Source organism: Streptomyces inhibens, from assembly GCF_003389455.1.
Classification (GTDB): Bacteria; Actinomycetota; Actinomycetes; order Streptomycetales; family Streptomycetaceae; genus Streptomyces; species Streptomyces inhibens.
Map to the genome: position 1 here is coordinate 96,677 of NZ_QUAC01000127.1, position 12,493 is coordinate 109,169.

Below are 12,493 nucleotides of genomic sequence, written 5' to 3' on the forward strand. Positions count from 1 at the left end.
AACGTTTGCGGTCTTGTGGATCCAGCAGCGCCGTTCGCGTGTGCTGGGGGAGGCCTCTGTGCTGAGGGAGATCTCGCGCGGGCCTTCCAGAAGCCACTCGGCAATCAGCCGCGGACATGCGCGTCCACGACCACCGTGAGGATGGGCGCGTCGCAGAGCGCTCCATGACCCACAACGGCCGTGCTCGGGGTCAGCGTCAGATCAACCAGCGATCTGGCGGACCCATCAGTACACAGCAGGGCGCCACTGAGCTCAGATAGTGCGTCTGTCCGAGCCGTCAGGCAGCCGTAAAAGTGGGACCCGGTGCCGGGCAGGCTCAGCCAGCTGTCCGCACGCCGCAGGTCACCGTGATCTACGCACGGTGCTCCCCGAGCGGGAGCAAGGCTGGCCGTGCCCGTCAAGCACTCGGTCGGAAGCAGCCCTCAGTCCGCGCGAGTCTTCGAGGTCTCTCAGGAGGCTGCGGCGATACGGGTGATGGCTTCGGTGAGAGTCTGCGGTGAGCAGCCGAAGTTCAGCCTCGCGAATCCGATGCCGGCAGAGCCGTAGCGGTGGCCGGCGTTGAGGGCGACCCGAGCGGTGGTGAGGATGTGTTCGGTGGGGTCGTCGCCCCAGCCGAGCTCGCGGAAGTCGATCCAGGCCAGAAAGCCCGACTGCGGCTGCCTGTAGTGAACTCCGGGGAGCAGCTTCACCAGCAGATCGTCCAGCAGTCCCCGGTTGTGGTCGAGGACGTCCAGGACGTTGGCGAGCCATTGATCGCCGTCGTTGAACGCGGCCACCGTGGCGATTACTCCGAGATGCCCGGTGCGGTAGAGCGAGTGTGGCGACAGGCGGTCGACGTACCGCTTAGGCGCCGGGTCGGCGGTGACGACGGTGGCTGCTTTGAGCCCGGCCAGATTCCAGCCCTTGCTGGCGGACAGGAACGCGAATCCCCAGCGTCTCGCCTCGTCCGACACCGACAAGAACGGGACGAACTCGGCCCCTGGCAGGACGAGCGGGGCGTGGATTTCGTCGGACAGCACGTAGACGCCGTACTTTTCGGCCAGCTTGGCGACCGCGACGAGATCCTCGCGTCGGTGTACGAGGCCTATGGGGTTGTGCGGGTTGCACAGCACATACGCCGTGGCATGGTCGGCGAAGGCCCGTTCCAGGGCGTCCAGGTCGAGCCGCCATTCCAGCGGTCCGTCGGCCAGCGGTGCCTCGACGACATGGGCCCCGACCTCACGTACCCACCAGGAGAACGGCTCGTAGACCGGCGGGCTGATCACCACGCGGTCTCCCGCGCTGACGATGCGGCGCAGGACTTCGACGACGCCGATTCCGACGTCGGCGACGGTGTGTACATCGGCGGCATCGATCCGCCAGTCCCAGGTACGCCGGGCGTAGTTGCTTACCGCTTCCGCAAGGTCGCGGGTCGGTGCCGCGTAACCGGTGTCCGACCGGTCGACCGCCTCGTGGAGAGCCTTGGCGACGGGTTCTGCCAAAGGGAAGTCCATCTCCGCGACAGGAAGGGGAAGGACGTCGTCCGGGAAAGTCCGCCATTTCGCGCTCCGGCGCTTTCTCAGCTCTGCAAGAGGGGGGATCGAGAGGTTGCCCATGGTGGGGGACTCCTGAATGTCTTTCCAGGGATGTGGTGGCGGTAGTCGCAGACGGCGTCATTCGACGCATTCGTATGTGCGCATGTGCGTCTGTGCGTCTGTGCGTTGACGGGATCTCCAGCCTTGGAACTCCACCGGTCTTCCGGGCGGCCGTCCGGAAGAGATTCCGGCGTGCCCGCATGACCGACAAGCGATCCCATGGCCTGGTCTCCCGTCACTCCTCGATGATCGATGCCGCAGGGATCATTCCGCTTCCGATAAAATGCCAAGTAATGTCGAAAATCCGCCATGCTCCGCGTGCGACGACAGGCCTCCGCGCCCTGCCCGCCGGTACCGGAGTCGACGCTCACCGGCACGACGAGAACCAGATCGTCTACGCCGGCCGCGGCGTGCTGTCGGTCGCCACCGACGCCGGCAACTGGATCGCCCCTGCCACCCGGGCGATCTGGATCCCGGCCGGAACCGTGCATGAGCATCGCGCCTATGGCGACACCGATCTCTACCTGGTGGGACTGCCGGTGAAGGAGAACCCGCTGCGCCTGGACCAGCCCGCGGTCATCAGAGTCGGCCCGCTGCTGCGCGAGCTGATCATCGCCTACGCCGGGCAGCCCGCCGACCTCACCGCCGAACGCCTCCGCCTACGGGCCGTCCTGCTCGACCAGCTCCGTCACTCGGCCCAGCAGCCCGTCCACGTGCCCGCGGCCAGTGACCCGCGTCTGGTCGCGGTATGTGCCATCCTTCGCGACAACCCGGCCGACAACCGAACCCTGGCGCAACTCGGCGCCGTGGCCGGCGTCAGCGACCGCACGCTCACCCGGCTCTGCAGGGCCGAATTCGGCATGAGCTTCCCGCAATGGCGCACTCAACTGCGCTTGCACCACGCCCTACGCCTGCTGGCCGAGGACACCCCGGTCACAGTCGTCGCGCACCAATGCGGCTGGGCATCCAGCAGCGCCTTCATCGACGTGTTCCGCCAAGCCTTCGGGCACACCCCTGGCACCCACCGCGCACGCTACTGACCACCGCGACCAATCCCGAGGCGTGCGTGCGCCTTGCGCAAGCCCTCAGTCCGACCAGGTACTCATCTGGACCCGGCTGGCGGTCGGTTAGGCGCCAGGCTTCTCTGAGACGTCAACCACAGTTGACATAGTCAGTCATGTCAACTTATGTTGACGGCATGGGTGATCGAGTGCAATCACGCTTAGGAATGAGCGGCCGTGGCCCCTCAGTGGGACTGCGGCCGCTGCTTATCTGCGGGGTGGTCGGCGGTCCGCTGTTCACTGTCGCCTACCTCGCTGAAGGCTCCACGCGCGCCCACTACAACGCGTGGCGTCACCCGGTCAGTTCACTGGCCCTCGGTGATCACGGCTGGACGCAGACGCTCAACTTCATCGTCGCGGGCCTTCTCACGCTGGCGTTCGCCGTCGGTCTACAGCGTGCGCTCCGACCCTCGGGGGGCTCGACCTGGGGGCCGATGTTCATCGGACTGTGGGCGATCGGGCTGATCGGCGCCGGGATCTTCCTGGCCGACCCGGTCAGGGGCTACCCTCCCGGAACGCCCGGCCGGTTGCCGAACCCCACCGTGCATGGCGCCCTCCACGACTTCGTGTCGCTGGCCGGCTTCGTTGCGCTGACCGCCGCCTGCTTCGCATGCACCCGGTACTTCGCCCGCTCGGGCGAGCGAGGGTGGGCTCTCTACTCAGCTGTCGCGGGCTTCGCCTTCGCAGCGACCATGGGACTGTCCAGCGCCGCTTTCGGCAGGGCTGCTGGAGACCTGGCCGACCTGGGCGGCCTGATCCAGCGCATCGCCCTCACGGTGGGCTGGACTTGGCAGGTCCTGCTCGCACTTCACCTGTGGCGAGCTGCTCCCGTCAGGTACGAGCAGCCCGGTGGCTCCCACGCGGCATGATGCGACCGCAGGCCCTTCAGACCCAGCAGGGCCTGGAGGGAGGTTGGTCTGGTCCCCCTCGCCGGGGACGCGGTTGGCGTCAGGCGCCGTGGTCCGGATCCAGCGCAGGGCGGTGCGGCAGGCCGGGCAAGCACCGTGACGGCGCTGCGCGAGTGCCTCTACGCGATGCTGGCTTGCGATGAAGAGGGGCTGCGGCTGCTCCAGTTGTCCGTCGCCGTCATCGGGCGGGCGATCGCGGACCCGGCCATGGCCGGTGTTCCCGGTCCGAGCGACGGCGAGCTCCTGTCTTTCATAGCCGACCTCATCACCGCCGCCCGGTGCGAGCGCGCGGATCCGCGCCCTCGGGTTACCGCCTCATCGCCGCGGACATCTGCTGGAGCCTCGCCGTAAGCCTCGGCGTCGACATCGCGCTCGGACAGCGCTCTGCCGACTCGGCCAAGAAGGTCTTGGACTATCGTCTCGACGGCCACCTGGGTCGGGCCACCGGCGTTGACGACGACACACCTGACCGATGAGCCGCCGGTACGTGCCTTCGCCGGCGAGCGTGGTGCGTCAGCCCCATCCCGGCCGCCTTTCGTGAGGCCGGCCAGGGAGCCAGGGTGGCCAGGATGGCCACGAGTCGCCCGCGCTGGCGTATCTGGCGATCTGGTCATTGATGGTGCCGTCCACGGTCTCGGTCAGCGGACGGATCCCGTGCTGGACGCTGGATGCTCTGAGGCCCGTTCGCGCAGGGGCAGCCCGCCGATGCAACAGCCGACGGGCGCCTGCGGCCGTCGGGGTCGAGCCGTCTGGCGCGGTCGGCAGGGGAAGGTCAGGCGGTTGCCGGGACCGGGTCGCTCTTCGTGATCTGTTCGACCTGCCGGCGTGTGCCTGGGCGTGGGCATCCGGCAGGGGCAGCAGGTGTTTGAGAGGTTCCAGTTGGGCGCGTAGGTGAGTTCGGGGGTGATGGCGCGCACGTCGAGGGCTATGAAGATCGGGGCGCCGAGGTGGTCTCGAAGGCCGGGAGGAAGTCCTTGCCGTGTTAGGGGTGGATCCGTCGCCGCCGCCGAGGGCCGGAGACGATCACCGCGGTGTCAGGCGGTTTGTGCATCGCGGTTGCCGCGGTGAGACGCAGTGTCTGTCTGGAATGGGCTCGTCGTGCCGGCGGCGGACGGCCGCTGTGCTGCACATGGTGATGGCGACTACCGCGTCGCTGGAGACGCTCTTCGAGCGCCCGGTGTCGCCTGAGGTGGGCTGCTGGCCGCTCGCCCGGGCCGTCGCGTACACACAACCGCCGCGTTCACACAGCTGACAAGAAGCCGTCACACAAGAACCGGAATGCATGGCCAACTGCCGCTGGTTTGCGTTGACATGACTGTGGGAGTAGCACTCAACGCAACCGACGCCGACAATCAGATCGACGCCACCGTACGGCTCGCCGAGGAGGCCGCGGCCGCGGGCCTCCGGTCCGCCTGGTTCGGGCAGACCTTCGGCGCCGACTCGCCTCAGCTCGCGGCGATCGTCGGACGTGAGGTACCCGGGCTGCACGTGGGCACGTCCGCGATTCCCGTCTTCGGACGCCACCCGTTGCTCGTCTCCAGCCAGGCTCAGACCGCGCAGGCCGCCACGCACGGCCGTTACCACCTCGGACTCGCGCTCGGCACCAAGCTCCTGACCGAGGCGGGCTTCGGTATCCCCTTCGAACGGCCCATCGCCCGCCTACGTGAATTCCTCACCGCTCTACGGCAGTTGACCGAGACCGGCGCCGCCGACTTCCACGGCCAACTGCTCACCGCGACCACGCCGATCCCCGCACGTGTGCCGGGCGCCGAGGCCGGGGTGCCGCTGCTCGTCGCCGCGATGGGCCCGCAGGCGCTGCGTGTCAGTGGTGAACTGGCGAACGGGATCCTGCCCTATCTCGCCGGGCCTCGCGCCCTGGCCGAGCACATCGTCCCGGCCGTCACCGCGGCGGCCGAGGCCGCCGGCCGTCCTGCGCCCCGGATCGTGGCGCTTGTGCACGGCGTGGTCACCGACGACGTCGAGTCCGTGCGCGCGAGGGTCACCGAACAGCTCGCGTTCTACGAGCAGATCCCGTCCTATGCGCGGGTCATCGAACTCTCCGGCGGCAAACGCGCCGCCGATGTGGCCGTGGTCGGCGATGAGAGGAAGGTCGCCGCCGAGGTGCGGCGCTACCGGGATGCCGGGGCGACAGAGGTGGTGTTCTCGGGGACGGAGGTCGCCGGGGATGTCGACCGGCGCCGTACCTGGGCACTCTTGGGGGAGCTGGCGGGCTGAACGCCTGCCCCGGACGGCGTCCACAAGGCTGTCATCGGCTTGGAGGCGGTGAGCAGGCGGGGTGGGCGGGCCGACGCCAAGGAGCTCGGCGGCCGTCGGCCGAGTGCACGCTTCTGGAGAGGGAACGGCCGGTTACTCGTCACGCCGCCCGGCTTGTCAGTCGCCATAGGTCGAATTTCCTCACCGAACCTGTAGCGCGTCTCTCCTGGAGGAAGCCCTTCGCTCGATTCTATGCTCGCCATTCCATGAGGCATGGAGCGGATGGTGACGCTGCCACCTCGTGCCCTCATGTCCTCATACGGGTATGAAATGGCGCAGCTCAGAGGTCGCGTCACCACTAAGGCTGACGGGGCGTCGTTGTGTCATCAGTAGGATGGCAGCGCTACGGGCACCGGCCTATTTTGCCCGTCCCACTGGACGAATACTTCGCGGAGACGGGGATGAGCAAACGTCGGCGCCATCACGAAGTGCACGCACTCGTGAGGGAGAACTGTGGCGTTCTCGGGAAGGTTTCGCGCGATGCCCGGTTCTGGCGCCCCAGGGGCAGAGCCAGGGACAATTTTGACATGGAGTGCGGGAACTGATCCGACATTGCAGAGCGCAAATCCGTACTTCATGTTCTCAATGCGTTCAACCTTCCAATGTACGCGGCTGCCGTCGGCCGTTGAGGGTGGCTCCACCACGGTCGATGGCGATGCAGGTTGCTCCACCATATCCGTTGCAGATTTGTCCGCCCCTCGGGCGGATGATCGCTCTGCGAGGAGGCGTAGCCCTGCACTGAGAGCATCCTCAACTGCGATTGCTCGCCGCTCGGCCGCTTCCGCCTGTTTGTGGCTAATCTCGTTGGCTTCCCTGCCAATCCGGATTTGCCTGCGCGAGTCGAGCCAGCCGCCAATCGAAATAAGCAATGTGACGCCTACGCCGGCCCATGTGGCGATATTCCCTACTTCCATGCCAGGACCCTAACTGGCACCTCCTTCGCTTCACGTTGCGGCACGACCGGCCATAGCCCATCACGGCGACGCGTGCCGGCAGAACGGCGACCCTGACGGGGTTTCAAATGGTTGAGAGGCGTATCACCCCCGGCCGCTACCACTTCGATGGGCACGCCGCGGGGTCGCCATCGTCCCTGGGAGGGGCACCAACGTGTGGGAGAAAGGTTGCGGCGTCGATACCTTCGTTGCGTTCCGCGAATATCAGCGGCGAGGTCCCACTGCCTTAGCCGGAGGAAGCGGAGGCGGTAGGGGGTGAGGGGTGGCCAGGACGTCCCGCAGATCTGCTGGATCCTGCACCGCGATCCGGAGCGTATTCACGGATAACGCCTTGGGCGGTGAGCGCAGCAGCGTGCGCTTTGAATAGCGGGGCGAGTTCGGCATACCAACCCCGGCTGAAGGCCTGTCGCTTCTCGGCCAGGGCGCACAGTTCGCCGACGCGGCCGGCGGATGTGTCCAGTACGTCGGCGAATTCGCTGCGGAATTTGGTGGCGGCGGTGGGGACGAGAAGGCTGTAGGTGTGCAGGATGCCTGCGTCGAAGTTGACGGGGACCGCGCCGCATCTCTCCCGGTCGAGGAGAGCGAACGCGTCCCGGGCGATCCATTCATCGCGCAAGGTGGCGCGAGGCGGCATCATGCACGATCTGGAGGTGCAGCTGCGCACGGACCAGGAATTGGCGCGGGCCCAGGATCTGCTTCGCCTCCGCTACGCCGCGGCGTAGCGGGCGCTCGTTCGGCGGCCGGGTGGGGGCCGTAGTGGTCTGTGGCCGTGGCGCTGCCTCTCGACGTGGCGGTAAGGGAATGGTGGAGTGGACCACTGATGGTGCAGAGGGGCCCCGGGTTTGCGGACCGGGGATCTTCTGCTGAATCTGCGCGAAGTTGGCCGCGCGCTCGCGGGTCGCGCTGGGGCGAGCCTTCGCGTGCGCTACTGCGGGAGGAGGCGCTGAGTACCGACGGCGCTCAGCGTGGTGCGGCCGCCCGAATGACCGTCAAGCTGAAGCGTCCCCCGTCGCTGGCGGTGTGCGCGACAGCCGCGTTGGCGTCGTCGAGGTCGAATTCCGTGACGTCGAACTGGCGGAGATCCAGCAGCCCGGACCTGGCCATCTGGATGAGCCGGGTGTTGGCCTCGCGAGGGTACATCCACTGTCCACGGATGGTGATGTTGTTCCTCATGATCCACGGATACGGCAGCCCGAGGTCGGCGCCGCCCGGCATGCCGACGCCGCTCATCAGCACGACCGTGCCGGACTCCCGGACCGACATCGCCGCTGCCCGTACCGGCGTCGTACCTGCCGAGGGCGGAAGCAGGTCGAGGACGGCGTCGATCGGGCCCTGCGCCGCTGCTCGCATCCGCTCGCGGTCCGCGTCCTCATTGCCCGACAGCCGGACGGTCTGGATGGGCGAACCGAAGCGGCGCTCCAGTTCGTCGAGCATCTTCTCGTTGCGCCCCGGCGCGATCACGCAGCCTGCCCCCATGGCCAAGGCGACCGCGACGGCGGCGCTGCCGAAGTTCCCGGTGGCGCCGCTGATCAGCACGGTCTGGCCGGCCTGGAGATCGGCCGCGAGTGGCCGCCGTAGGGCACGAGAAGGAGCAGGAGCGCACACCACAACCCCGCGTCTTCGGGTCCGATCGCGCCTATGGGGAAGACGTTCTCGGTGGGGACCAGCAGCTGCTCGGCGAAGGAGCCCTGGCCGAATATTCCTGCCGGCGCAGACCGCCCTGGCCGCGAGCGCCCAAGCCCTGAAGTGTGATGTCGGGGGTCAGTGCACGGCCCGCGAGCGAATGGTCGGGTTACGCAGGACCCTGCGAATCCGGCGACGTTGCTGGTTGCGTTGATGAGCGCAGGGCTGAGCCCCTGGCGCAGATCCCTCTGGGCGCGCAGCGGTACCCCGTGCCGGCACAGTTCCCTCGGCGACTGAACTTGAACTCGGGATGTCGGCCGGACCAGTTGGCCTGGCTTATGGGTGTGCGGCCATCGTCGGCGACGAAGGTAGCGGCTTGACTCCCGATGGCCGTGCCTCAGGTGCTCAGTTCCTACGGTCCGGACTCCACTCGTAGACCATGGGAGCGGTCTCGATGACCTCGCTTGGCCAGACCTGCCGAAGTCGGTCCAATCGGGCTCGGTGGTCCTGGATCCAGTCGTCTTGTGGCTGGATCCAGACAAATGTGGAGAGCCGGTCGGGGTCGTGGACCGTCACGCACACGGACTGATCCTCGTTGAGTCGAATGCCGAGCTCCAGACCCCGGCCGCTGCCGATGCCCGCGTTGCCACCCGGTACCAGCCCTTCGAGCTCGTGTTCCCAGGCGGAGAGATCCCGCTGGAAGAGGTAGAGCTCAAGGCGTGCATCGAGGAAGCTGGTGGACACCAGGACATCGGCGCGCAGGGTGTCATGACCGGTCAGCGTGCCGGGCTGATAACGCCCAGTGACGCGAACGATGCACCGGTCGCCGTCTGCGTTTGTCAGGTGGATCAGGTCGACTGGTTCCGGCTCTCCCACAGTGCCCCTCCGCATGGCCTAGCTGGTGCGAGTAGCGTGCATCCTCTCTCATGGGGTGCGTGCGGACGAACGAGACCCCCGGCAAACGTTCGACGTGATCAGTGGTCCAGGATGGTGCGGGCGGCGATGTCCGCGAGGAGGGCGGGATCCTCGGACTTGGGAACTATCACCGGGCGGCAGCCGTGGCGGGCCGCCACGGCCAAGTCGTCCTGGAATCAAGGGGTTCCGGATGGTTGATTCGGAGAACGGCGCGGTTGCCCTGGGCGAACCAAGCGGCGGTGTTGTCGCGGGCTCTGGGCTCTCCTTCGTACGGGGATGGTTCCAACTCCGGGTTGGTGCAGGGGAACCCGCCGCGTCGGATGAGGACGCCAGGGCCTGGGCCACAATGCAGTCATGACTGATCAGACCCCCACTCCTGCCCGTCCTCTGCTGCGCCGTCCCCAGGACGGTGAACTCATCGACGTCGCCGGTGTCGAGCACTTTTTCCGGCTCACCGGTGAGCACACAGCCGGGCACTTCGCCTTCGAGGAGTTCAACCTCGCCCCCGGCACCATTGGCGCCAGGCCACACGTGCACGATGGACACGACGAGTACTTCTATGTCCTCGAGGGCCAGCTGACGCTTCACACCGGAGACGGCGAGGTGACGGCCGGCCCCGGGCATCTGCTCGCCGCCACCCGCGGCACGCCGCACGGCTTCCGCAATGCAGGCCTGATACCCGTACGCGCCCTGTGTCTCTACACTCCCGCCGGCTACGAGAACTACTTCCGCGATGTCCACGCCGCCGTGAGCGCCGGGGCCGAGGCGACCGATGAGCTCCTGGCCGAGTTCCGCAGCCGTTACCGGACGAGTTCCTATCAGGCTGCCTCGGACACAGCGCAGTAGTCCGTCCGCTGGGCCGGTTTGTGACCGGGCATGTTCACCGGGCTCGTGTTCAGGCTGACCGGATGAAAGGGCTGCCGCCCCAGCGGATGCCCTTCTCAGGGTGCATGCGGGTTGGTCCGCGCCGATGGGTCGGCTCACCGGCAGGGCGGAACGGGCGGTCGCGGCGCTGGGGCGGTGTGCCGGGTGCCGAACCGCTTGAGCTGGCCTCGGACCCGTTCCCCGTACGTCCTCGGGCAGCCCGGCGGTGGCCCAGGCCTGGCCCCAGGCGTTGCCAGTGCCGGCCCAGCCTGGGCGACCGTCTCCTACTTGCGCCTGCAGCTCTGGCAGCACGGCGGCGGGCCAAATGGCAATCGGCCTCTGTCATACGGTCCGCGTCGGCGACTGGATCTCCGTGCCACCACCCTCCCGTGCCCGCCGGGAGAGCGCATCGCGGGCTACTCCACGACAGCCGGCCCACATAGCGTTGGCCAGCAAAGCGATGGCCAGCGCTTGGTGCAGGGTCGTACGAGTGGGGTACGCCGCCGTCACCCTCCACCCCGGTCACCTGCCTGGAGCCACCTCCGACCAGCAGTGATCGCATTCCGACGGCCCTGTCCGCCGCCATGCCTCTCGTCCCCGTCAGCCCATCCCTGCCGGACCCGCGCGGGGGCTTCGGGCTCTGCATGCACCCGGTGCTGGCGAGGAGGAGTGATGCGACCGGCGCTGTCGTAGCGGGCGTCCGAGCTGGGTGGACCGTAGCGTGAGGGGGCGGGGCGGACCGGCAGTGGAGGGACAGGCAGGGAGACGGGACGGTGTCGGAGATCGATTACGCGGCGCTGTTCGCCGCCACGCCGAGTCCCTACCTGGTGCTGGGCCCGGACCTGGCGATCGTGGAGGTCAATCAGGCATACCTCGACGCGACCCGGCGGACCAGGCAAGACCTGATCGGGCAGCACATCTTCGACGCCTTCCCGGACAACCCCGCCGACCCCGAGGCCGACGGGGTGCGGAACCTCAACGCCTCGCTGCACCGGGTCCTGACCTCGCGGGAGCCCGACACGATGGCTCTGCAGAAGTACGACATCCCCATCATGGGCCGGCCCGGGGCGTTCGAGGAGCGGTGGTGGTCACCGATCAACACACCGATCCTCGGACCGGACGGGACGGTGGCGTGGATCATCCACCGGGTGGAGGACGTGACCGCGTTCGTGCAGGCCCACGTCGCCGGTGGCCAGCTGCCGGCCAAGCAGCTCACCGAGCGCGAAGCCCTGGAGGCCGAGCTGTACGCGCGGGCGCGCGAGCTGCAGCGGCTGAACGAGGAACTGCGGCAGGCCCACACCCGCGAGCGCCAGGTGGCCGTCACCCTCCAGGAGGCCATGCTCCAGGCACCGGACCTGGCTCGGCACCGTGACGTCGCGGTGCGCTACCTGCCCGCCACGGGATCGCTGAACGTGTGCGGCGACTGGTACGACATGGTCGACCTGCCGGACGGCCGCTTCGCGGTGGCGGTCGGCGACGTCGTCGGCCACGGCCTGGAGGCGGCCGCCGTCATGGGGATGCTCCGCAGCGCCCTGAGCGCCGCCATCCGCGCTCTGGAGCGGCCCGCCCAGGCACTGGAGGTGCTGGGCCTGTACGCCCGATCGGTCGAGGGCGCACTGAACACCACCGCCGTCAAAGCGATGGTGGACCCCAGCAGCCGCTTGATCATCTACAGCAACGCGGGCCACCCGCCACCGGTCCTGGTTCACCCGGACGGCAGCTTTGAGCTGCTGGACCAGGCCACCGACCCGCCGCTGGGCGCCCGGCCCCAGCACGTCCCCCGCCCCCAGGCCGGTCACGCGTACCGCCCCGGGGACACCCTCGTGCTCTACACGGACGGGCTGATCGAACGCCGCAGTGAGGACATCGAAGCGGGGCTGGCCCGCCTGACCGACGCCCTCGGCCGCTACATCGCCCTCAGCCCGGAACGCCTGGCCGACGCCCTGCTGGCCCACCTCGGCCTCGCCGGCGGCGCCCGCGACGACATCGCCCTGATCATCGTCCGACTGTGACGCTGGTCCCCACTCGGTCGAAGGCTGGCCACAGGGGAACGACGGCGGCCTGCCGCAGGGCGTACTCCGCTGTGGGTTCCTCGGCGGACGTGACTACGGCAGCCGCGGGTCGTAGCGGACGGCTGGCGTGGCATCGCTTCGCTTCGCCGATGCCCGGGGAACCGTAAGACACGGCGCCGGCTCGTCCTGGTGACTGTCTGGGCGGGGCTACTGCTGATCTCGGTGGACACGGCGGTGCTCTGCACCGGCATGGCCATCGGCATCTCGGGGACGACGTCGGCGGTCGGCACCGCGCTCGGCCCGGTCGTT

General features: G+C 68.2%; 9 protein-coding genes. 6 read left to right on the plus strand and 3 right to left on the minus strand.

The features are described from left to right. Positions 1-449: 449 nt before the first annotated feature. Entirely contained in the window at positions 450-1,595 is a 1,146-nt protein-coding gene (locus DY245_RS16400) for a MalY/PatB family protein (RefSeq protein WP_128507992.1), read from the minus strand. 272 nt (positions 1,596-1,867) lie between these two features. On the opposite strand from DY245_RS16400, the gene DY245_RS16405 reads away from it, so the two are divergent. From DY245_RS16405 to DY245_RS16420, 4 genes are all read left to right on the plus strand, one after another. Then, the gene (locus DY245_RS16405; RefSeq protein WP_128508032.1) at positions 1,868-2,614 is read left to right on the plus strand and encodes an AraC family transcriptional regulator; all 747 of its coding nucleotides are present in this window, start codon (positions 1,868-1,870) and stop codon (positions 2,612-2,614) included. Positions 2,615-2,802: 188 nt separating this feature from the next. Next, positions 2,803-3,504, plus strand: a complete 702-nt coding sequence (locus DY245_RS16410) for a DUF998 domain-containing protein (RefSeq protein WP_128507993.1) — start codon at positions 2,803-2,805, stop codon at positions 3,502-3,504. 1,350 nt (positions 3,505-4,854) lie between these two features. After that, positions 4,855-5,778 (plus strand): LLM class F420-dependent oxidoreductase, encoded by a 924-nt coding sequence (locus DY245_RS16415; RefSeq protein ID WP_128507994.1) that lies wholly within the window; start codon positions 4,855-4,857, stop codon positions 5,776-5,778. A 1,519-nt stretch (positions 5,779-7,297) separates the two neighbouring features. Then, entirely contained in the window at positions 7,298-7,492 is a 195-nt protein-coding gene (locus DY245_RS16420) for a hypothetical protein (RefSeq protein ID WP_128507995.1), read from the plus strand. 238 nt (positions 7,493-7,730) lie between these two features. On the opposite strand, the gene DY245_RS44410 is transcribed toward DY245_RS16420, so the two are convergent. Both DY245_RS44410 and DY245_RS16425 read right to left on the minus strand, forming a co-directional pair. Next, the gene (locus DY245_RS44410; protein WP_220377893.1) at positions 7,731-8,306 is read right to left on the minus strand and encodes a zinc-binding dehydrogenase; all 576 of its coding nucleotides are present in this window, start codon (positions 8,304-8,306) and stop codon (positions 7,731-7,733) included. Between the two features lie 492 nt (positions 8,307-8,798). Next, positions 8,799-9,269, minus strand: coding sequence for a DUF5959 family protein (locus DY245_RS16425; RefSeq protein WP_128507996.1), 471 nt, complete (start codon positions 9,267-9,269; stop codon positions 8,799-8,801). Between the two features lie 393 nt (positions 9,270-9,662). Between DY245_RS16425 and DY245_RS16430 the strand changes: the two genes are divergently transcribed. Continuing rightward, positions 9,663-10,154, plus strand: a complete 492-nt coding sequence (locus DY245_RS16430; RefSeq protein ID WP_128507997.1) for a cupin domain-containing protein — start codon at positions 9,663-9,665, stop codon at positions 10,152-10,154. Positions 10,155-10,945: 791 nt separating this feature from the next. Then, entirely contained in the window at positions 10,946-12,184 is a 1,239-nt protein-coding gene (locus DY245_RS16435; protein ID WP_128507998.1) for a PP2C family protein-serine/threonine phosphatase, read from the plus strand. Positions 12,185-12,493 lie beyond the last annotated feature (309 nt).